Here is a 20224-nt window from a genome sequence, read left to right as displayed (position 1 = left end):
CCGAGGGGCATCAGTCCGGCCGCGGCCCCCAAGTCCGCCGCTTCGGCAGGGGCTTGGCATAGCTCCCCGCCCGGCTCGTCGTGAGTCCGAGCGACACCAGCGACTCGGCGAGTTTCACCGCCGCGCCCACCCCGTCGACGACCGGCAGCCCCAGCTTGCCCCCCACCGCCCGCTGCAGCCCTGTCATCCCGGCGCACCCGAGCACCAGGACCTCGGCGCCCGCGTCCCGGGCCCGTTCGGCGGCGGCGACGAAGGCCGCTTCCGTACGTTCCGGGTCGCCGAGGTCGAGGACGCCGAGCCCCGTGCCCACGACAACGGCGCAGTTCTGGGCCACCCCTGCCCCGTACAGGCTGTCCTCGATCTGCCCGGCCGACCGTTCCAGCGTGGTGACGACGCCGTACCGCCGCCCGAGCAGGCACGCCAGATGGGCGGCCGCCTCGGTGATGTCGACGACGGGTACGTCCACGAGTTCCCGTACGCCCTCGCGCCCGTGCTCCCCGAACCCGGCCATGACGACGGCGTCGTACGGATCACCGTACGTCCGCAGGGTGTCGATGACGGCGGCCGCCGACAGATAGCTGTCGAGCCAGCCCTCGGCCGACTCCGGTCCCCAGGCGGGAGTGAGTCCGAGCACGGTGGTGCCCGGGCCGGCGGCGGCCCGGGCACCTCGCACGATCTCCTCGGTCATCCCCTGCGTCGTGTTGCAGTTGGTGACAACGATCCGCACGCTCAGCCCTGCGCAGGAGCGGGAGTGGGAGTGGGAGTCGGACCCGGCTCGGTGTCAGAGGCAGGGGAAGGGGCCGCGGCGCGCTCGGAGCGGCACAGGATCGCGTACAGTCCGGCCGCCAACGCCGTCCCGATGAACCACGAGTACGGGGCCACCTCGCTGAACGTCGTCACCAGGGCGAGTACCGCCGAGACCGCCGCCGCGGGCAGGAACGCCCACAGGGCCTTGGGGTTGACGCCCTTGCGGTAGTAGTAACGCGATCCGGGCTCGGCGTTGAAGAGTTCGTCGACGTCGATGCGGCCGTGCTTGACCCAGAAGTAGTCGAGCATGATCACACCGAACAGCGGGCCGAGGAAGGCGCCGAGGCCACCGAGGAAGTACTGGACGACGGTGGGGTTGGAGAAGAGGTTCCACGGCGTCACCACCAGCGCGGCCACCGTGCTGATCATGCCGCCGACCTTGAAGGTGATCTTCTGCGGCCAGACGTTGGCCAGGTCGTACGCGGGCGAGACGAAGTTGGCGACGATGTTGACGCCCATGGTGGCGATGGCGAAGGTCAGCGCGCCCAGCACCAGGATCCAGGTGTTGCCGATCTCGGCGACGAGGTGGGCCGGGTCGGTGATGGCCTTGCCGAACACCTCCAGCGAGCCGGCCGTCACGATGACCGAGACGACCACGAACGCGGTCGAGTTGATGGGCAGGCCCCAGAAGTTGCCACGCTTGACCGTCTTGTAGTCGGGCGCGAAGCGCGAGAAGTCACAGAAGTTGAGCATCAGCGTGCCGTACGTGGCGAGGATCAGCCCGATCGCACCGAACCACTGCCGCCACTGCTCACCGACGGAGACCGGGTTCGGAGTCGTCGTGAGCGAGATGGTCCAGTCGGCCTCGGCGAGGATCCAGATCGCCAGAGCGATCATGACGAGCCAGATGGCCGGACCGCAGAAGTCCTGGAACTTCCGTACGGATTCCATGCCCTGGCTGATGATGAGCGCCTGGAGCAGCCACAGCGAGAGGAAGGACACCCAGCCGAGCGCGTCGAGGCCGAGGAAGGAGCTGTGGGTCCAGGACTCCAGGCCGGGCCAGGCCGCGAGCAGCATGATGTTGACGGCGACGGAGGCCAGGTAGGTCTGGATGCCGTACCACATGATGGCGATGACGGCCCTGATCAGGGCCGGGATGTTGGCGCCCCAGACGCCGAAGCTGATGCGGCTGATGACAGGGAAGGGCACGCCGTGGCGCTGTCCGATCTTCCCCATCCAGTTCATGCCGGCGTAGATGAGCACGAAGCCGACGAGCAGCGACGTGAAGATCTGCCAGACGTTCATGCCGAGGACCAGCAGGCCCGCCGCGAACGTGTAGTTGCCGAGGTTGTGGACGTCGGACATCCACATGGCGAAGAGGTCGAAGACCTTCCAGTTGCGCTTGCCCGCGGGGGCGAGGTCTTCGTTGGTGAGCCGGGGGTCGGGGACGAACGCCGGCGTGCCGGTGGCTGTGGCTGGATCGGCGAGGGACACAAGGCCTCCATGAGCGAGGGACGGCGGGAGGACTGCGGGGGAGGGAGGGAGTGAGGGAGGGGGCGAGGGGTGGTGGTGAGGGGACGGGGGAGCGGTGTCTGCTTAGCAGCTTTGGTATACCAAACTGAGGTCATGGTCCCGCCGCCGACGACTTCCGGCCGTGTCCGTACGGTTACGGCTCGGTAAAACAGTCCCGGGTTCGGCGAGGATGGACCCATGACAACGGTGGAACCGCTGGGGGCGGTGCGTGAGCGGGTGCTCAGCTCACTGCGGCAGGAGATCATCGCCGGGCGGCTGCTGCCCGGCGACCGGCTGGTCGAACGCGAGCTGGCCGAGCGGTTCGGGGTCTCCCGGGTACCGGTCCGCGAGGCGATCCGGGCCCTGGTCGCCGAGGGCTTCGTCCTCTTCGAGACCCCGCGCCGCACGGTCGTACGCCGCCTGACCCCGACGGACGTCGCGGAACTCTTCGAACTGCGCGAGGCCCTGGAGGTGTACGCCACCGGGCTGGCCGCTCAGCGCGCCACCCGGGCCGATCTCGCCGAGCTGGAGGAGCTCCTCGACCGTGCGGCGGACGCGACCCGCGCGGACGACGCGGAGGCGATCACCGACATCAACACCCGTTTCCACAACCGGATCCTGGCGATGGCCGGGAACAGCCTGCTGATCTCCGTGATGCAGCCGGTCGACGGCCGCCTGCGCTGGCTCACCCGCCAGAACGAGGAGTGGCCCCAACTCCTCACCGAACACCGCGAGTTGTACGCGGCCATCGCCTCCGGCGACCGCGAGCGGGCCCGCGCCCACGCCCTGGCCCACGTACAGGCCAACTACCGCTCGACGGTCCGCCACCTCTTCGGCGACAGCGACAGCGACACCAACCCCGGCCCTGGCCCCGCCTCCCATGCCGATGCCAACTCCAACTCCGGCTCCGCCTCCGAGGGAGAAGCGTGACCGTCCGTACGGCGATCGGTGCCGCGAGGACCCGTCCCTGCACGCTCATCGTCTGCCGCGGCTGCTGCTGTGGCGACGCGCGCAAGTACCCGGATGACGACCACGAATGGCAGCTGGACCGGCTGCGCGCCGCGGCCGAGGCCTCCGGCGGCCACCTCGCGGTCCGTACGACGGACTGCCTCGGCCCCTGCGACCAGGCCAACATCATCGTCGTACAGCCGTCGGGCGAGGGCCGCAGGCGAGGCGGCCGGCCCGTCTGGGTCGGCTGGTCGATGGGCGACGACTGCACCGACGAGATACTGCGCTGGGCGGAAGCCGGCGGCCCCGGTATCGCTCCTCCCCCGGCCACCCTTGAGCTGCAGTTCGTGCAATCGGCGGGCGAACGGGACCGGGCACGACGCTAGTCGGTCAGCCTCTGCCTCTGCCTCTGCCTCTGCCTCTGCCGGGACGCGTATCTGTCGGTGGCCGCGACCAGTTCGTCCACGATGCCAGGCGCGCCCGCGTTGTGTCCCACGTCGTCGACGACGACCAACTCGCTGCCGGGCCAGGCGTGATGGAGACGCCACACGATGCCGAGAAGGTTGCCGAAGTCGAGGCTGCCCTGGACGAGGGTGCCGGGGACGTCCTTGAGCAGCGGGGCGTCGCGGAGGACGACGGCCTGGTCACCACCGACGAGGTGGTCGCCGCCGCCGAGGAAATGGTCGTTGCCGAAGTAGTGGGTGACCGTGCGGGCGAAGGCCATGCGGAAAACCGGGTCCTCGTAGCGCGGCACCGACCGCGGAGGCGCTGGAAGGAACGCCGTCTCCCAGTCGGTCCAGGCCCGCGCGGCCCGGGCCCGTACATCCGGGTCGGGTGACTCGATCAGCCGGTTGTACGCGGCGGCGAGGTTCCCGTCACGCTCGCCCTCGGGGAGTTCGGCGAGGAACCGCTCGAAGGCTTCGGGGAAGATCTTCCCAAGTCCCCTGGTCAGGAGAGCCACTTCACCGCTCGACCCGGTGGCCACGCCCGCGAGTACCAGCTCGGACACGGCGTCCGGATGCGTCTGCGCGTACCGCAGTCCGAGCACCGAACCCCACGACACCCCCCACACCAGCCACTCGCCGATACCCAGATGGGACCGCAGCAGCTCCAGGTCCCCGATGAGATGCGCCGTCGTGTTGACGCTCATGTCCGTCTCGTACGCGCTCGCGTGCGGCGTCGACCGTCCACAGCCACGCTGGTCGAGCAGGACGATGCGGTACGCGGCCGGGTCGAAGTAGCGCCGGGAGTGAGAAGTGCATCCGGAGCCCGGACCGCCGTGCAGCATCACCGCGGGCTTGCCCCGCGGGTTCCCGCACACCTCCCAGTACACGCGGTTGCCGTCACCGACGTCGAGCATGCCGTGGTCGTACGGTTCGATCTCCGGATACAGGCCCATTCGCACGACCCTAACCCTGTTCGCGCGACCCTAGCCCTCGTGTGCCCGCGTCGGCAGCCCCGCCGCCTTCGCCGCCGTACGCAGTACGTCCCGCAGCATCTCGGGGGTGAGCCGACCCGTGAAGGTGTTGCGCTGGCTGACGTGGAAGCATCCGAAGAGTTCCAGCGGTCGGTCCGGGCCGTCCAGTGTGACCCGGGCCCCGTGCGCGAAGGCCGGCCGGGGCCGGGGCACGGTCCACCCCGCCTCGGCGAACGCGGGCAGCGTGGCCTGCCAGCCGAAGGCACCCAGCACGACGACCGCGCGGAGGGTGGGCCGGAGCAGCCGCAGCTCGCTCACCAGCCAGTGCCGGCAGGTGTCCCGTTCCTCGGGCGTCGGCTTGTTGGCGGGCGGCGCGCAGTGCACGGGCGAGGTGACGCGTACGCCGTAGAGGGTCAGCCCGTCGTCGCTGCTCACTGACGTGGGCTGGGACGCCAGCCCGACATCGTGCAGCGCCGCGTACAGCACGTCCCCGGACCGGTCTCCCGTGAACATCCGCCCGGTCCGGTTCCCGCCGTGCGCCGCGGGCGCGAGCCCGACCACCAGCAAGGAGGCGTCCGGCGGCCCGAACCCCGGCACCGGGCGGCCCCAGTACGTCCAGTCCGCGAAGGCGGCCCGTTTCGTCCGGGCCACCTCCTCCCGCCACTCGACCAGACGGGGGCAGGCCCGGCATTCGGCGATCCGCTCGTCCAGCCCGACCAGGCTGCGCTCCTGCTCCATGTCCCCCACGGTATGCCCGGCGAAAAAACGCTTCCGGCTGCCCGCCCGCCGAGGACTAAGGTCGGACCATGGGTTCAGGGACACAGGGCAACGGCAAGGACGGGACCGGCAAGGACACTGGCGCCGGCACCGCCACCACCACGGGTGCCGACACCGGCACTGGCACTGGTACTGGCACTGGCACTGGCACTGGCACCGGAAGCTCCGACGACGCCGTGGCCGTCGCGAAGGCGGCCTCGCCCGCGAACGGTGAGACCGTGCGCGTCGACAGCTGGATCTGGTCCGTTCGCCTCGTGAAGACCCGTTCGATGGGTGCCACCGCCTGCCGCGGAGGCCATGTCCGCGTGAACGGCGAACGCGTCAAGCCCGCGTACGCCGTCCGCGTCGGCGACGAGGTCCGGCTCCGGCACGCGGGCCATGAGCGGGTCGTCGTCGTGAAGCGCGTGATCCGCAAGCGGGTCGGGGCCCCGGTCGCGGCGGAGTGCTACGTGGACAACAGTCCCCCGCCCCCGCCCCGCGAGGCCGTCGCCCCGGCGGGCATCCGCGACCGCGGCGCGGGCCGCCCCACCAAGCGGGACCGGCGCGAGCTGGAACGTCTACGGGGACTCGGGACCCCTGACGGCGGCCCCGGGGCACCTACGTCCTGACCCTGACAGGGCGAGTGTGACGTGTCCGGGCCGCCTGCGGCTGGTCGCGTCCGCGCGCGACTGGTCGCGTCCGCGCGCGACTGGTCGCGTCCGCGCGGCGGAGCCGCATAGTGCCACAGCACGTCGGACCACGCCGGACCACGCCGTCCGAACCCCGCCCCCTCAAGACCGTCCGCGAACGAGCCTCCGCAACCCGGCGGCATCCCTCCGCCGTGCCCAAGCGATCAGCGCCAGCGGAATTATCAGGATGAGCGGGGTCGCCGCGTTCTCCCCTCCGAACACCGTGACCTGGGTGACGAACGCGCCCACCATCAGCGCGCTCAGCGACACCGCCGCCACCGACGAGAGCACCGGGATCAACAGCGCGACGGCACCCGCCAGTTCGAGCACACCGATGCTGTACATCCCCGCGCTGCCCCAGCCCATCTCGTCGAACATCTCGGCCGCCGAGGGGTGCGCGATGAGCTTGGGCAGCGCGCTGGCGAACGCGTAGAAGAGGGCGAGCATCATCTGCAGGCCACGCAGACCGAGGCGGGCACGACGGCCACGAGCGGTCGCGGACTCGGCGATGACCGTGCCTGCGGTAACGGTGCCTGCGGTGGCGGGAAGGGTGGGCTCGGACATGAGGGTCTCCTGTGTGAAGCGGTGCACGTCGCTGTCACAGAGATGGACCCGCCCACCATCCGAAACTCATCGCCGCCCAAAGAATCCGCAGCCCTGCACGGGGAGTCTCGTTGTCCGGCACCGGGCAGTTTTCATTGCCCTGTACCGGGAGTGCGCCCTCTCCAGACCATCACGTCAGACCATCACGTCGGCACCACCCGCACCCACACCCGGTCCTCCGTCAGATACCGGTCGACCTTCAGCCCCGACTCCCCCAGCGCCTCCTCGAACTCCTCCTTCGTCAGCGGCCGGGAGAGGAACGTCTGCGTCCACACCGCGTCCGGGAACACATACTCCGCCCGCACCGAGTTGACCCCGTCCCCGGCCGGCTCCGCCGACATCCGCACCGTGCACCCGCTCGGATCCTCCCGCTCGCGCGGCAGATTGGTGTGGTAGTCCTCCCCCTCGCGCTGGATCAGCACGCACCCGTCGTCCGCGACATGCCTCCGGCAGGCGTCGAGGATCCCGCGCCGCACCTCGACGTCTCCGTTGTGCACGAGGAACGACGCGAGCATCACCACGTCGAACTTCTCCCCCGCCAGGTCGAGCGTCTCGATGGGGCTGCATATCGTGCGCTCCCCACGCACCCGCTCCAGCATCTCGGCCGACTCGTCCACGGCCGTCACCGTGAAGCCCCGCTCCAGGAGCGGGTGAGTAACACGCCCCACGCCGCTGCCCAGTTCAAGAATGTGCGCCCCCGCCGGCACGGCCCCGGCGATGATGTCCGGCTCGTCCCGGATGAGCAGCCGCGAGTAGAACTCCACCGCGCAGCCGTCCGGCGTGATGGCGCCGGGCCCCGTTCCCTCGTATCCCTCACGCATCTCGATCGTCATACCCGCCCAACGGCCCGTGCCCTCCGCCCCGTTCCCGCCTCCGCCCACACCACCCGTTCGAGTGACAGTGCGAAATGGCAACAAGCGGCCGGTACTCGTCCGGGACGAGCCGGACATCAATGACCGTTCACGGCGTGAGCTGGTCAAAGCGCTTCCCAGGGCTTCGCCTCACTTCTCAGCACTTCCCAGCACTTCCCAGCACTTCCCAGTGCTTCCCAGCACTTCCCAGTGCTTCCGGTCACCAAGCGAACCATCCATGACCCCCGTACCAGTGACCGCCCGCCCGCAGATGGTCCCCGACCGCACGCTCGACCCTGGTGCGCCGCGGCAACCCCTCGACCGGCAGCTCGGGGTCGCCGAAGACGAACCCGACAGGGCTTCTGTCGTCCACCTTCGTCTCCTCGTGCGCGACCTGAAACCGCTCCTGAAAGCGCACGATGTTGGAGTCCGCCGGAAGGTACCGCTTCAACTGCGGGTCGAGCAGCCAGGAGTGGCAGACCCCCACCGCGTAGCGCTCGTCCGGGTAGTGGCGGGCGAAGAACTCCCGTGCCAGGTCAAGCGACTGGTCGCAGGCCTCCGGCGACAGGGGTCCGCGGAAGTCGGCGATGTGCACGCTCAGACAGAGGTCACCGGAGCCGGTGTCGACGCCCGCGGCCGAGGCCGCCTGTGCCGTGTGCCCGCCGAGCCGCGCACGCTGGAACTGCAGCCGTCCCAGCTGGTACAGCTCCCCGTGGAAGTGCAGTGAGATCCACCAGGGCACCAGCAGCCCGCCGGTGCCGACCCGTCGCCTGTGCACGGCCATGTGCCGGCCCAGGTCGGCGAGGGTGCGCCGGGACACGTCCGCGGGGATGCCCCGCTGCAGGTGGTAGGCGCGCACATACGGCAGCGCGGCGACGAAGACGAACACATGAAAGGTGCGGCCCAGCGCTCCGGTGGACTCCGGGAACACCGGCGGCTCCCACCCTTTGCCGATCTCCCCCATGTCACGTACGAACCGGTCGACGCACCGCCGGAGCAGCGTCATCGCGTCCGGATCCGCCACCAGCCGGTCGCGCAGCCCGACGAGTTCGTTGACGTACTCGTGCGGCACGGACAGGTCGAGCAGGACGTCCGGCAGCGCGACCGCGTCCGGCAGGACGGCCTCCGCCCGTGGACCGACGGGCCCGCCCTCGCTCTCCAGGTCCTTCAGCCATCCGGCGAGCTTCTCGTCCGCCCGCAGCTCCTCCACCAGCACAGCCGCTCCCCGTTAGTCCGCCTTTTGGTGAACGTGCACCACGAAGAGTACGTTTTCCCGTAGGAGTAGTGGTCCCCATGCGTACAGGCAGTGAACCGACAACTGCGCGCAGTGCGCTTCGAGCGCGCCTGTGGCTCAGTGTGTGGGGGCTCGTCTGGGCGCTCGCGGGGACGGTCGCGTTCGCCCTCGCCGGGCGGCCGGGCTGGGCCATCGCCTGCGGGGTGTTGTGGCTGATCGTCACCGTCGATCTGTCGATGGTCCTCAGGCACATCCGCCAGGGACCCCACTACCAGCCGGGACCCGACATCCCGCCGTACCGGCCGCCGGAACACCGCGTATAGCCGGAACACCGCGTATGGAGCGCGCTCCTCAGCGATCCCCGCGGGCCGCCCGGAATCAACAGCCTCGGGCCAGCAGTGCGACGCACAGGCTCGGACATCTACTCGGCTCGGATCAGCAGTCGAACCGTGCCGCAGGAATCGAACCGTGGCTCAGCACTCGAACCGCGCCTCACGAATCGAACCACGCCTCAGGAGTCGAACCGCGCCGCGGCCAGGTACTCGGGCTGCGGGTCCAGCGCCGCCGCGAGCCTGAAGTGGCGTATGGCCTGGTCAGGGCGGCCGGAGCGCTCGTAGGTGCGGGCCAGCGCGAAGTGCGCGAACGCGTTGTCCGGCTCGCGCTCCAGCACGATGGTGAACTCCAGCTCGGCCGGCCGCAGTTGCGCCGCCGCGAAGAAGGCACGGGCGCGCATCAGCCGGGCCGCGGTGTTCTCCGGATGCGCGGCGATGACTCCGTCGAGCAGCTTCACCGCGCCGCGCGGATCCCGCGCGGCCAGCAACTGCTCGGCGGCACGGAAGTCGATGACATGCGTCTCCGGAGTACGTCCGGCGAATCCGCTGCTCTCGGGCACGGCAGAGTCCTTCCCTCACTGCACGCAATCAACGCCCCCGAAGGGCCCCCTATTCCAAGGTCGTCCGGGCCCGGCGGACAAGATCCGCCCACACGTCCCGCACGCGCCGCTCCAGCGCTTCCAGTGGTACGTCGTTGTCGATGACGACGTCCGCGATCTCCAGGCGCTTGTCGCGCGTGGCCTGGGCGGCCATACGGGCCCGGGCGTCCGCCTCGGTCATACCGCGCAGCCGGACGAGGCGGTCAAGCTGGGTCTCGGGGCTCGCGTCGACGACGATCACGAGGTCGTAGAGCCGAGCCAGGCCGTTCTCGGCGAGCAAGGGGACGTCGTGCACGACCACGGAGTCCTCCGCGGCGGCCTCTTCGAGCTCGCGAGAACGGACGCCCACCAAGGGGTGCACGATCGAGTTGAGCACGGCGAGCTTCTCCGCGTCCGCGAAGACGATCGAGCCGAGCTTCGGCCGGTCCAGGCTGCCGTCCTCGGCGAGTACCTCCTTACCGAAGGCATCAACCACCGCCGCGAGCCCCGGAGTTCCCGGCGCGACGACCTCCCGCGCGATCCTGTCGGCGTCGATCAGCACGGCACCGTGCTCCACGAGCAGCCGCGACACCTCACTCTTACCGGCACCGATCCCACCGGTCAGACCAACCTTCACCATGCTCACGAGCTTAGGCCCCACCACCGACAACGCCCCGAGGGGGCTCCGACAGATCCAGCGGCGCCCCAAAGGGGCGCGGGGCTGTGTCCATATGCGGCTCCGCCGCGTGGGCGCGCCCAGCCACCACGCGCCCGCAGGCAGAATAAGAACCCTCCAGCGAAGCGCCTACGCGTCGCCCTCCCGCTCCGCGAGGAACCGCTCGAATTCGAGCCCGATCTCGTCCGCAGACGGGATGTCGACCGGTTCGGCCAGCATGTTGCCCCGCGTCTCGGCGCCCGCGGCGGCGTCGTACTGGTGCTCAAGTCCCTGGACGAGCGCGACGAGTTCCTCGTCGCCCTCCTGGATCTGCCGGTCGATCTCGGTCTGGGTACGGTGCGCCTCGGTGCGCAGACCGTGCGCGATTCCGGGCAGGACCAGCCCGGTGGCCGCCGTGATCGCCTCCATGACGGTCAGCGCGGCGTCCGGATACGGAGAGCGGGCGATGTAGTGCGGCACGTGCGCGGCGACGCCCAGGATGTCGTGTCCGGCCTGCATGAGGCGGTACTCCACCAGCGACTCGGCGCTGCCGGGGACCTGCGCCTCGTCGAAGGGGCTGCGGTGGCCCGGGACGAGATCCGTGCGGTTGCCGTGCGGGGTGAGGCCCACGGGGCGCGTGTGCGGCACTCCCATGGGGATGCCGTGGAAGTTCACGGACAGGCGCACGCCGAGGCGCTCCACGATCTGCTGGACGGCCGCGGCGAAGCGCTCCCACTCGACGTCCGGCTCGGGACCGGACAGGAGCAGGAAGGGCGCGCCGGTGGCGTCCTGGACGAGCCGCACGTCCAGCGTGGGCTCCTCGTAGTCGGCCCAGCGGTCGCTTCTGAACGTCAGGAGCGGGCGCCTGGCCCGGTAGTCCACGAGCCGGTCGTGGTCGAAGCGGGCCACGACCTGGTGGGGCAGCGAGTCGAGCAGCCGGTCGACGATCTGGTCGCCGGTCTCGCCCGCGTCGATGTATCCGTCGAAGTGGTAGAGCATGACAAGACCGGCCGACTCCTGGGCGAGCGCCATGTCGACGACAGCCAGGCCCTTCGGCTCCCATGCGTACAAACCCTGCGGATCAAGCACAGTGACCGCTCCTCCTCGTGTTCGTACTGCACAACGCGGACCGGGACACGAGCATTCCCCGCTCGCGCCCCTTCGCTGCCCCCTTTTACCGGCTTCTCATGCGCCGCGACCACGCAATGGCCTGGCCTTGGCAGCGCAGCAACGACAGCGCTGCCATGACCGTGCTGGCATGACGGCGCTAGGACGCGAGCACGCGCGCGTGGAGCGCGGTGACGGCCTTGCGGGCGGACGTGAACGCACCGTGCTGCCAGGCGTCCGTGTAGCTGAGCCAGTCGCCGGCGAAGTAGACGCGCCCCGTGGGCTCGTTGAGCGGCTTGTAGCGGGCGTGGTCGGGGCCGTCGGGGGTGTCGTGCCAGGCGGCCTCCAGGTGGGGTGTCTGGCGCCAGTGATGAGAGAAGGAGGACGCCAGTTCGGTGCGGTACTTCGGCCCGTAGATCTTCACTCCCGCGGCGACCGCACGCGTCTCTCGCTCCCTGGGCGTGAGCTTCGCGTACATGTCCGCGTCGGCGTCGTAGTTGTAGTAGCCGATCATGACGCCGCGCTCGCCGTGGAAGCCGTGGGACGGGTGCCAGATGTGGGTGACGTCCTGGTCGGTCTCGGTGATGCCGCCGTAGATCCGGTGGTCGAGCTCCCACCAGCGGGAGCGGTACTCCAGGCCGATCTTGCCCGCGGACGACGGGGTGATGGCCTCCAGCGCGGTCTGTACTCCCGAGCCGAGGTTGTGCGGGATCTTGGCGAGGATGTTGGGCGGCAGCGCGCCTACGCAGTAGTCGGCGTCGATGCTCCTGGTCCGGCCGCCCTGGGTGTACGTGACGGTGACGCCGCTCCCCTTGTCGGTGATTTTCGAAACGACGGCCCCAGTGCGTATGCGATGGCCCCCGATCGCCCTCGTCAGGGCGCGCGGTATCCGGTCCATGCCGCCAACCGGCTGGAACATCAGCATCGCCTGGTCGAAGCCGAACTCGAAGGAGAAGTAGCGGCCGACGCCGCTCGCGAACACCTCGGAGGCGGACGGGACATCGCCGAGGAGCACACCGGGGGTGCCCGCGGCCGCGGGGACGACGTCGTATCCGCGGCGCTCGCCGCCCGTGTAGTCCAGCGTGTCTCCCAGCTCGCCGAAGTCCTTGAGGAACTCGACGAGCCTCTCCCGGTCGGTGGCGGTCAACTCCGCGTCGAGCGCCCCCTTGTCGCTGGCCTTGGCGAGCAACTCCGAGACGTACCCGTAGACATCGGCCTTCGCCGTGCGGTACCGCATCGGCTCGGTCATCCCGGCCGACTCGTTGAAGAGGTACGCGTCCGCGTTGACGTTGGTGAACACCTCGACCGGGACGCCGAGTTCGCGGCAGTAGTCGAGGGTGACCATCCACTGGGGCAGCCGGGCCGGGCCCGCGTTCATGTACTGCCCGTCGCCGAAGCGGGCCGTCTGCCGGTTGCCGTACAGGTCGGTGGTGGTGTCGCCGCCCCGCACCGTGAAGTTGCGGCCACCGGTGCGGTCCCTGGCCTCCAGGACCGTACAGTCGTAGCCCGCCTTGCCGAGTTCGTACGCGGTCGTGAGGCCGGCGATGCCGCCGCCGACGACCACCACCTTGGCCGCGCCGCGTCCGGTGAGTGTGAAGTCGCTCGGCTTCGGGGCGTGGAAGGGCTGTTCACGCTGGGCGGCCTGGGCCGTGGGGGCGAGACCGAGCGCTCCCATGGTGGCGAACATCGTGCCCGCGCCGCCGGTGAGGCCCACCTTGCGCAGGAACGAACGCCGACTCGTACCAGGACCGCTCTGAGGCTGTGCCATGACGGGGCTCGCTTTCTCGATCTTGAACGACCGAGGAAGCCTCCCAATGGCCGGTTACGGCCCATCAGTTATTCGTGTATCCCGCAAGTTTCTGCAACCGCGAGCTTCCGGCCGAAGGAATGCCTCGGCCGCCAGAACGCCTCGACTGCGGACACCGGACACAACGCACCGCGCACCGCGCATCAGGCACCAGGCACCAGGCACCGCGCATCAGGCACGAGGCCGAGGCACGACAGAGCCTGCGCCCTGTCGAGGTAGACGCACTGCGGGCCCGCACCCAGAAGGGTGCGGGCCCGCAGTCACCAGCTAGCTACTGCCTAGAGGTGAGCGATCAGCTCTGGCCTCCGGCCAGCTTCTCGCGGAGGGCGGCCAGCGCCTCGTCCGACGCCAGGGCGCCGGAGTTGTCGTCCGACTCCGAGGAGTACGAACCGCCGCCGCCACTGCCACCGGAGGCGGCCGGAGCCGCACCCGGGGTGGTGACACCCTCGGCCTCGGCCTGGGCGTCCGCCTCGCGGGACTTGATGACCTGCGCCTGGTGCTGCTCGAAGCGCGTCTGCGCCTCGGCGTACTGGTTCTCCCACACCTCGCGCTGGGACTCGTAACCCTCGAGCCAGTCGTTGGTCTCGGGGTCGAAGCCCTCGGGGTAGATGTAGTTGCCCTGGTCGTCGTACGACGCGGCCATGCCGTACAGCGTCGGGTCGAACTCCACCGAGGCCGGGTCGGCACCGAAGGACTCGTTGGCCTGCTTCAGGGACAGCGAGATCCGGCGACGCTCGAGGTCGATGTCGATGACCTTGACGAAGATCTCGTCGTTGACCTGGACGACCTGCTCCGGGATCTCCACGTGGCGCTCGGCCAGCTCGGAGATGTGGACCAGACCCTCGATGCCCTCGTCCACGCGGACGAACGCGCCGAACGGAACCAGCTTCGTGACCTTGCCGGGCACGACCTGGCCGATCTGGTGCGTACGGGCGAACTGCTGCCACGGGTCTTCCTGGGTCGCCTTCAGCGACAGGGAGACACGCTCGCGGTCCATGTCGACGTCGAGAACCTCGACGGTGACTTCCTGGCCGACCTCGACAACCTCGGAGGGGTGGTCGATGTGCTTCCAGGAAAGCTCGGAGACGTGGACCAGACCGTCGACGCCACCCAGGTCCACGAACGCACCGAAGTTGACGATCGAGGAGACGACGCCGGAGCGGACCTGACCCTTCTGCAGGGTGGTGAGGAACGTCTGGCGAACCTCGGACTGGGTCTGCTCGAGCCAGGCACGGCGGGACAGGACCACGTTGTTGCGGTTCTTGTCCAGCTCGATGATCTTCGCCTCGAGCTCCTTGCCCACGTAGGGCTGGAGGTCGCGGACACGGCGCATCTCGACGAGGGAGGCCGGCAGGAAGCCACGGAGGCCGATGTCGAGGATGAGACCACCCTTGACGACCTCGATGACGGTACCGGTGACGATGCCGTCCTCTTCCTTGATCTTCTCGATGGTGCCCCAGGCGCGCTCGTACTGGGCGCGCTTCTTCGAGAGGATCAGGCGGCCTTCCTTGTCCTCCTTCTGGAGAACAAGGGCTTCGATCTCGTCACCGACGGCGACGACCTCATTGGGGTCGACGTCGTGCTTGATCGAGAGCTCGCGGCTCGGGATGACACCTTCGGTCTTGTAACCGATGTCGAGCAGGACCTCGTCCCGGTCGACCTTCACGATGACGCCGTCGACGATGTCGCCGTCGTTGAAGTACTTGATCGTCTCGTCGATCGCGGCGAGGAAGGCTTCCTCGTTACCGATGTCGTTGACCGCAACCTGCGGGGTGGTGGCGGTGGTCTCGGTGCTGCTCGTCATGTGGGAAAGGGCTCCGGTACGGACAGTGAGTCGTAGGTACTGCTTACGCCGGGAGCCCGTTTCGCTCTGAAGAAGCCGGACAGCCAAGGAAGCGCCGAATCCGGGCCGTGTTCGATGATGAACACATTCCGGTGGCGCCTCGAAAACCGAGGGGACATACAACAGATGCGAGCGCAGCCTGCTACGTCTGAGGAGCGCAGGCCCGCAGCGCAACTTGTAGCATACGGGGGCAGCCGGACAGGGTCAATGCGCGAAGGCGCACACCCGGGGCGGAACGCCGCATACCCGGCACAAGACCCGTCTCAGGAGGCCACGTGGGCCCTGCGGCGCCCCGTACGTGACGGCCGACGGGACGGGTTGCCGGAAGAGCCCGCAGATTGAAGCCCGCAGATTAATACGAGGGAGCCGATCATCCAAGAGCCCGAACAGTTCGAGCCCGAGGCGACACGACGCGATGCGGGGGCCGGCGAGAGCACCCGCGCCAATCGTGGCTGGTGGGACCGGAACGCGGACGATTACCAGGTCGAGCACGGCACGTTTCTCGGCGACGACCGTTTCGTATGGGGTCCCGAGGGCCTCGACGAGATCGAGGCCGAGTTGCTCGGACCGATGGAGGAACTGGCCGGAAAGGACGTCCTGGAGATCGGCGCGGGGGCCGCCCAGTGCTCGCGCTGGCTGGCCGCCCAGGGGGCCCGTCCGGTCGCTCTGGACCTCTCGCACCGGCAGCTCCAGCACGCCCTGCGGATCGGCGCCAAGGGGGTGGGGCTCGTGGAGGCGGACGCCGGCGCACTGCCGTTCGCGGACGCCTCCTTCGACCTGGCGTGCTCCGCGTACGGGGCGCTGCCGTTCGTCGCGGATCCCGTGACGGTCCTGCGGGAGGTGCGCCGGGTGCTGCGGCCCGGCGGCCGGTTCGTCTTCTCCGTCACGCACCCGATCCGCTGGGCCTTCCCCGACGAGCCCGGCCCGGAGGGGCTGAGCGTGGCCTCCTCGTACTTCGACCGCACGCCGTACGTCGAGCAGGACGAGGCGGGCCGCGCGGTGTACGTCGAGCACCACAGGACGGTCGGCGACCGTGTCCGGGACGTGGTGGCGGGCGGTTTCCGGCTGGTCGACCTGGTCGAGCCGGAGTGGCCCGCCTGGAACACCCAGGAGTGGGGCGGCTGGTCGCCCCTTCGGGGAAACCTCATCCCGGGGTCGGCGATCTTCGTGTGCGAGCGAAGCGAGTTGGGGGCAGCCCCGGCCGGAGGCTGGGGGAGAGACTGAGCGTGTGATCCGTTACGACGCGCTCGACCTCCTTCCCGTACGCACCACACTGCCCGGCCTGCGCGACGCCCTGGAGGCGCACGGTGCCGCCGTGCTCGTCGCGCCGCCCGGCACCGGCAAGACGACCCTGGTGCCGCTCGTGCTCGCCGGTCTGGTCGGCGAGGGGCCCGTACGCCGTGTCGTCGTCGCCGAGCCCCGGCGGATCGCCGCGCGGGCGGCGGCGCGGCGGATGGCGTGGCTGCTGGGCGAGAAGACCGGCGAGAGCGTCGGGTACACCGTGCGCGGGGAGCGGGTGGTGGGGCCACGCGCGCGCGTGGAGGTCGTCACGACCGGTGTGCTGTTGCAACGGCTGCAGCGCGATCAGGAACTGGCGGGCGTCGACGTGGTCGTGCTCGACGAGTGCCACGAACGGCATCTGGACGCCGACACCGTGGCGGCGTTCCTGCTGGACGTACGGGCCGCGCTGCGCCCCGAGTTGCGGCTGGTGGCCGCCTCCGCGACGACCGACGCGCAGGGGTGGGCACGGCTGTTCGGCGAAGTGCCGGTGGTCGCGGCGGAGGGTGTCTCCCATCCGGTGGAGGTGCTCTGGGCGCCGGCCGCTCGCCCGGTGCGGCCGCCGCACGGCATGCGGGTCGACCCGGTGCTGCTGACGCATGTGGCGTCGGTGGTGAGGCGGGCGCTTTCCGAGCGCGACGGGGATGTCCTGTGCTTCCTCCCCGGCGTCGGGGAGATTTCGCGGGTCGCCGGACAACTCGGCGAGTTCGGCGAGTTCGGCGAGTTCGGCGACATCGAGGTGCTTCAGGTGCACGGGCGGGCGCCGGCCGCTGTGCAGGACGCGGTGCTGTCCGGGGGTGCGCGGCGCCGGGTGGTCCTCGCGACGTCGGTGGCCGAGTCGTCGCTGACGGTGCCGGGCGTGCGGGTGGTCGTGGACTCCGGTCTCGCGCGTGAGCCGCGCGTCGACCACGCGCGCGGGCTGAGCGCGCTGACGACGGTACGGGCCTCGCAGGCGGCCGGTCGGCAGCGGGCCGGGCGGGCCGGGCGCGAGGCCCCGGGTGCGGTGTACCGGTGCTGGGCGGAGGCCGAGGACGGGCGTCTGCCGCGTTTCCCGGCGCCGGAGATCAAGGTGGCCGACCTGACGGCGTTCGCCCTCCAGGCGGCCTGCTGGGGCGATCCTGACGCTTCGGGGCTGGCACTGCTGGATCCGCCCCCGACAGGCGCCATGGCGGCCGCTCGGAGCGTTCTGGAGGCCATCGGGGCGGTGGGTTCCGCCGGGCGTCCGACGGAGCGGGGCGTACGGATGTCGCGGCTCGGGCTGCATCCGCGGCTCGGGCGGGCGCTGCTGGACGCGGGGCACTCCGTGGGTACTGAGCTTGCCGCGGAAGTGGTCGCCCTCTTGAGCGAGGAGCCTCCGCGGGAGTACGGGGATGATCTTGCGTCCGCGTTGAGGGGTGCCCGGCGCGGCGGTGACGCCTACGCCGGGCGGTGGCGTACGGAAGTCCGGCGACTGCGGGCCGCGTCGGCGCCCGCGCCGAGCGCTCCGCGGGATGTGCCGTTTGATACCTGCGGGCCGTCTCTGGCTGGTCGCGCAGTTCCCCGCGCCCCTGAAGGGGCGCGGCAGGCCACCGACGATCACGCCGTCGGTCTCGTCGCCGCCCTCGCCTTTCCCGAGCGGGTCGCCCGGAAGCAGGGGGGCTCCTATCTCATGGTGTCCGGCACTCGGGCCGAGGTGGGTGACGGGAGCGGGTTGCGGGACGCCCCCTGGATCGCTGTCGCCGTCGCCGACCGGCCCGTTGGTGCGGGGCACGCGCGCGTGCGGCTCGGGGCCGTGGTCGACGAAGGGGCCGCGCGCGAGGCGGCCGGTGCCCTGTACGGCGAGGGCGACGAGGTGCGCTGGGCCGGCGGGGACGTCGTGGCGCGGCGGGTCGAGCGGCTGGGGGCGGTGGAGCTGGCCGTGCGGCCGTTGCGGAACATCGAGCCCGGGCTCGTACGGGAGGCGCTTGTCGAGGGGTTGAGGGAGGAAGGGCCGGCGCTGTTGCGGTGGTCGCGGGACGCCGAGGTGCTGCGGCAGCGGCTCGGGTTTCTGCACCAGCAGGTCGGCGACCCTTGGCCCGACGTGTCGGACGACGCCCTGCACGCGCGCGTGGACGAGTGGCTGGAGCCGGAGTTGAGCCGGGCGCGGCGGCGGGCCGATCTGGGGCGGATCGATGCCGGGCAGGCGCTGGCCCGGTTGTTGCCGTGGGCGTCCGGGGAGGCGGCCCGGTTCGACGAGTTGGCGCCGGAGCGGATCGAGGTGCCGAGCGGGTCCAGGATCCGGATCGACTACGCGGATCCCGACCGGCCCGTGCTGGCGGTGAAGTTGCAGGAGATGTTCGGGGCGCGGGAGTCGCCGGCCGTCGCCGGGGTGCCCGTGGTCGTCCATCTGCTGTCGCCCGCGGGCCGCCCGGCCGCCGTGACGTCCGACCTGGTGTCGTTCTGGAGGGACGGCTATCGGGGCGTACGGGCGGAGTTGCGCGGCCGGTATCCGAAGCATCCGTGGCCCGAGGACCCCGCGACCGCCGAACCGACCCGGCACACGAACGCGCGCCTCAAGCGCTGAGCGACAGGCCTAGCGACGAGCTGAGCGACTGGGGCGCCTGGAGGCGTTGCTTCAGGCGCCGACCGGTTCCGGTTCGCGGGTCTCCGTCGGTGAGGGGTCGCCGGGGCGGCGGCTGCGGGCCTCCAGGTAGAGGGAGAGCGACAGCAGTCCGATGCCCAGGGCCAGGAAGCCCCACGGCAGGTACGAGGTCATCAGCAGGACGAGCAGCCGCTGGGACTTGACCAGGTCGACCGTCGAGCGGATGTAGTCCTCGCGCATTTTCACGTGCCCGGAGAAGGCGGTCACCTTGTCGCGGTCCCCGAGGAGCGTGCCGCCGCGCAGTTCCTCCCTGTGGATCTCTTCTCCGTAGACGGGCGCTCCGGTGGTGGGTTCGACCCAGAACTTGCGGACCGTGGTGTACCAGCGGGTCGTGCCCGTCTTGGCGACCGACTCCGGAGTGATGCCTTCGACGGGCATGGTCTTCGGGAAGGGCACTTTGGTCCAGGGGATGGTCTGCTCGAAGTAGTAAACGTTTACGCCCCGGAAGTCCTGCTCGCCCTTGTAGTGGATGGGCGCGGTGATACGGGCCTGTGCGTCGAAGTACTCGTAGGCGCGCTTCTCGGTCAGGAAGGGCCACTTGAACTCGATGCCCTCGCGTTCGACCGGGTCGCCGTCGACCATCTCGCCGGTGGCGTGGACGGGTTCCTGGGTGTGCGCGTCGAAGATGTAGCGCTCGGGGATCTTGGAGACCATCTTGCCGTCGGGGCCCTGGACGTAGGAGAGGCTGTCCCAGACGACGACGTCGCGGCCCGCGGTCTTCTCGATCTTCTCGGAGGCCTCGACGTTGCCCTTGAGAGTCTGGACGATGGTGACTTTGTCCACCTTCCTGGCCTTCATCGTGCCGTAGTCGAGGAGGGTCGCGTCCTTCGCCTCCAGGACCATGTCCTGGTACTGATTGGCCGGGATCTTGGCCAGGCGCGGGAAGGCGTACCAGCGCAGCAGGGGGGACAGCGCCGCGAAGAACACGGCGAGGGCGAGCAGGATCAGGCTGGCCTTGCGGCGCATCTCGGCGGCCCTCCCTGTGCGTTGGGGGTCTACGTCGTGGGGCGTGCACTACAGGCGCGCGTCACGGGTGGCTGGGGATGGTGGTGAGCAGCGGCTTGGGGGACGTCCTGCCCGCCGGTGAGCCCATGGCCGTGATCGTGAGGACGAGCGCGAGCGCGACGGCGAGACCGGTCGCGGCGGCGATGAGGGCACGCATGCGGGGCCTCCCGACTCGGCGAAGCTGATACATCGTCAGGTCGGGCACCGTAGCAACGGGCGGGCGAGATGAGAACACGTTGCAC

Annotated in this window: 20 protein-coding genes; 6 read left to right on the top strand and 14 right to left on the bottom strand. The window is 70.1% G+C overall.

Going from position 1 to position 20224, the window contains the following annotated elements; all coding sequences use genetic code 11:
- Positions 1 to 10 precede the first annotated feature (10 nt).
- Both OHA11_RS35655 and OHA11_RS35650 read right to left on the bottom strand, forming a co-directional pair.
- Positions 11 to 727, bottom strand: coding sequence for an aspartate/glutamate racemase family protein (locus tag OHA11_RS35655; RefSeq protein ID WP_266503361.1), 717 nt, complete (start codon positions 725 to 727; stop codon positions 11 to 13).
- A 2-nt stretch (positions 728 to 729) separates the two neighbouring features.
- Positions 730 to 2241: an NCS1 family nucleobase:cation symporter-1 gene (locus tag OHA11_RS35650; RefSeq protein ID WP_266503359.1), complete on the bottom strand. Its 1512-nt coding sequence runs from the start codon at positions 2239 to 2241 to the stop codon at positions 730 to 732.
- A 216-nt stretch (positions 2242 to 2457) separates the two neighbouring features.
- On the opposite strand from OHA11_RS35650, the gene OHA11_RS35645 reads away from it, so the two are divergent.
- The gene (locus OHA11_RS35645; protein ID WP_266503357.1) at positions 2458 to 3189 is read left to right on the top strand and encodes a GntR family transcriptional regulator; all 732 of its coding nucleotides are present in this window, start codon (positions 2458 to 2460) and stop codon (positions 3187 to 3189) included.
- The gene (locus OHA11_RS35640; protein WP_266503356.1) at positions 3186 to 3593 is read left to right on the top strand and encodes a (2Fe-2S) ferredoxin domain-containing protein; all 408 of its coding nucleotides are present in this window, start codon (positions 3186 to 3188) and stop codon (positions 3591 to 3593) included. Before OHA11_RS35645 ends, OHA11_RS35640 begins: the two co-directional genes overlap by 4 nt.
- Here OHA11_RS35640 and pip read toward each other — a convergent pair.
- Both pip and OHA11_RS35630 read right to left on the bottom strand, forming a co-directional pair.
- Positions 3590 to 4606: a prolyl aminopeptidase gene (pip, locus tag OHA11_RS35635; RefSeq protein WP_266503355.1), complete on the bottom strand. Its 1017-nt coding sequence runs from the start codon at positions 4604 to 4606 to the stop codon at positions 3590 to 3592. The genes OHA11_RS35640 and pip overlap by 4 nt on opposite strands.
- 30 nt (positions 4607 to 4636) lie before the next feature.
- Positions 4637 to 5362 (bottom strand): uracil-DNA glycosylase, encoded by a 726-nt coding sequence (locus OHA11_RS35630; RefSeq protein ID WP_266503354.1) that lies wholly within the window; start codon positions 5360 to 5362, stop codon positions 4637 to 4639.
- A gap of 68 nt (positions 5363 to 5430) precedes the next feature.
- Here OHA11_RS35630 and OHA11_RS35625 point away from each other — a divergent pair, with 68 nt between their 5' ends.
- Positions 5431 to 6009, top strand: coding sequence for an RNA-binding S4 domain-containing protein (locus OHA11_RS35625; protein WP_266503353.1), 579 nt, complete (start codon positions 5431 to 5433; stop codon positions 6007 to 6009).
- Positions 6010 to 6171: 162 nt separating this feature from the next.
- Here the strand turns inward: OHA11_RS35625 and OHA11_RS35620 are convergent, their stop codons facing one another.
- From OHA11_RS35620 to OHA11_RS35610, 3 genes are all read right to left on the bottom strand, one after another.
- Positions 6172 to 6633: a DoxX family protein gene (locus OHA11_RS35620; protein WP_266503352.1), complete on the bottom strand. Its 462-nt coding sequence runs from the start codon at positions 6631 to 6633 to the stop codon at positions 6172 to 6174.
- Between the two features lie 182 nt (positions 6634 to 6815).
- The gene (locus OHA11_RS35615; RefSeq protein ID WP_266503350.1) at positions 6816 to 7505 is read right to left on the bottom strand and encodes a bifunctional 2-polyprenyl-6-hydroxyphenol methylase/3-demethylubiquinol 3-O-methyltransferase UbiG; all 690 of its coding nucleotides are present in this window, start codon (positions 7503 to 7505) and stop codon (positions 6816 to 6818) included.
- A 238-nt stretch (positions 7506 to 7743) separates the two neighbouring features.
- On the bottom strand, positions 7744 to 8739 hold the full coding sequence (locus OHA11_RS35610) for an acyltransferase domain-containing protein (protein WP_266503347.1): 996 nt from the start codon (positions 8737 to 8739) through the stop codon (positions 7744 to 7746).
- A gap of 77 nt (positions 8740 to 8816) precedes the next feature.
- Here OHA11_RS35610 and OHA11_RS35605 point away from each other — a divergent pair, with 77 nt between their 5' ends.
- Positions 8817 to 9080 carry a DUF6343 family protein gene (locus OHA11_RS35605; RefSeq protein WP_266503345.1) on the top strand — a complete coding sequence of 88 codons (264 nt, stop codon included), beginning with the start codon at positions 8817 to 8819 and terminating at the stop codon, positions 9078 to 9080.
- A gap of 188 nt (positions 9081 to 9268) precedes the next feature.
- Here OHA11_RS35605 and OHA11_RS35600 read toward each other — a convergent pair whose 3' ends face one another.
- The 5 genes from OHA11_RS35600 to rpsA form a co-directional block, all read right to left on the bottom strand.
- Positions 9269 to 9649, bottom strand: a complete 381-nt coding sequence (locus OHA11_RS35600; RefSeq protein WP_266503343.1) for a tetratricopeptide repeat protein — start codon at positions 9647 to 9649, stop codon at positions 9269 to 9271.
- A 49-nt stretch (positions 9650 to 9698) separates the two neighbouring features.
- Positions 9699 to 10307, bottom strand: a complete 609-nt coding sequence (gene coaE, locus OHA11_RS35595; protein ID WP_266503341.1) for a dephospho-CoA kinase — start codon at positions 10305 to 10307, stop codon at positions 9699 to 9701.
- A gap of 165 nt (positions 10308 to 10472) precedes the next feature.
- A complete protein-coding gene (locus OHA11_RS35590; RefSeq protein WP_266503339.1) occupies positions 10473 to 11411 on the bottom strand; it encodes a PAC2 family protein in 939 nt (312 codons plus the stop codon).
- 178 nt (positions 11412 to 11589) lie between these two features.
- Positions 11590 to 13116, bottom strand: coding sequence for an FAD-dependent oxidoreductase (locus OHA11_RS35585; RefSeq protein ID WP_266507677.1), 1527 nt, complete (start codon positions 13114 to 13116; stop codon positions 11590 to 11592).
- A gap of 412 nt (positions 13117 to 13528) precedes the next feature.
- Positions 13529 to 15040, bottom strand: coding sequence for a 30S ribosomal protein S1 (rpsA, locus tag OHA11_RS35580; protein ID WP_266503337.1), 1512 nt, complete (start codon positions 15038 to 15040; stop codon positions 13529 to 13531).
- 390 nt (positions 15041 to 15430) lie between these two features.
- Between rpsA and OHA11_RS35575 the strand changes: the two genes are divergently transcribed.
- Both OHA11_RS35575 and hrpB read left to right on the top strand, forming a co-directional pair.
- Complete coding sequence (locus OHA11_RS35575) at positions 15431 to 16303, top strand: class I SAM-dependent methyltransferase (protein ID WP_266507676.1); 873 nt, start codon at positions 15431 to 15433, stop codon at positions 16301 to 16303.
- A 4-nt stretch (positions 16304 to 16307) separates the two neighbouring features.
- On the top strand, positions 16308 to 18899 hold the full coding sequence (gene hrpB, locus OHA11_RS35570) for an ATP-dependent helicase HrpB (protein WP_266503332.1): 2592 nt from the start codon (positions 16308 to 16310) through the stop codon (positions 18897 to 18899).
- A gap of 51 nt (positions 18900 to 18950) precedes the next feature.
- Here hrpB and OHA11_RS35565 read toward each other — a convergent pair whose 3' ends face one another.
- Positions 18951 to 19943, bottom strand: a complete 993-nt coding sequence (locus OHA11_RS35565) for a DUF3068 domain-containing protein (RefSeq protein WP_266503330.1) — start codon at positions 19941 to 19943, stop codon at positions 18951 to 18953.
- A gap of 61 nt (positions 19944 to 20004) precedes the next feature.
- Entirely contained in the window at positions 20005 to 20139 is a 135-nt protein-coding gene (locus OHA11_RS35560) for an SPW_0924 family protein (protein WP_266503328.1), read from the bottom strand.
- Between the last annotated feature and the right edge of the window lie 85 nt (positions 20140 to 20224).

The organism is Streptomyces sp. NBC_00878, assembly GCF_026341515.1.
In the GTDB taxonomy this organism is placed as follows: domain Bacteria; phylum Actinomycetota; class Actinomycetes; order Streptomycetales; family Streptomycetaceae; genus Streptomyces.
Note: the sequence above shows the minus strand (reverse complement) of the source record. Positions and strands in the feature narration are given on the sequence as shown.